Source organism: Pseudoalteromonas sp. bablab_jr011, assembly GCF_016464045.1.
Lineage (GTDB): Bacteria > Pseudomonadota > Gammaproteobacteria > Enterobacterales > Alteromonadaceae > Pseudoalteromonas > Pseudoalteromonas lipolytica.
Window position 1 is genome coordinate 1 of the sequence record NZ_JACDWU010000218.1, and the last position, 663, is coordinate 663.

General features: G+C 43.3%; 1 protein-coding gene. It reads left to right on the top strand.

The genetic code is table 11. From position 1 onward, the window contains the following. Positions 1 to 663: DUF4150 domain-containing protein (locus JIG41_RS12935; RefSeq protein WP_199524881.1), on the top strand; the 663-nt coding region annotated here is incomplete at both ends.

Genomic DNA, 663 nt, shown 5'->3' on the forward strand with positions numbered 1-663 from the left:
CAGACCCAAGTATCGAGAACATACACTTGGTGAAATGGTTAATGCCTTTATTCCCACTTACATTATTCCGCCACCAAAATGGGATAACCAAAAAAACGAGCCAATTCTGCCGTGGAACGAACCGCAAACGAATATGGACGTGAACAAACCAATCGATAACCCTCGTGCCTTTTTAGATTTAGTGTCGAATCATTTAGGTTGGCAAGCAGGTACAGAGCAGCAATTAGTTAAAGATACAGAATCAGAGGCACCGCAAACCGCAACAGTCTCAGGACAAAATGTGCTTATAAATGGTCGCACCGCAGTACACAAAGACAGCGGCGGTAAGCTAACAACCATCGATGTCTGTTTAACGACAGTTGGCCCCAGTGTAATACCTATTCCTTATCCAAATAATGCGCAGTCTCGAGATGTAACAGGGGTAGCCAGTTCAGTCAAAGTGAACGGTAATGGCGCAGCGCATATAAAAAGTAACTTTTCAAAAAGTAAAGGTGATAAGCCCGGTAATAAAAAAGGAATTATAAGCGGTACAAACGATGGCAAAGCCGAATTTATTATGGGGTCATTTAACGTAATGATTGAAGGCAAACCCGCAGCTCGCCAAGGCGACCCGATGATATCAAATAATAAAAATACCCCACCCATGCCACTTATGCAGTCTGG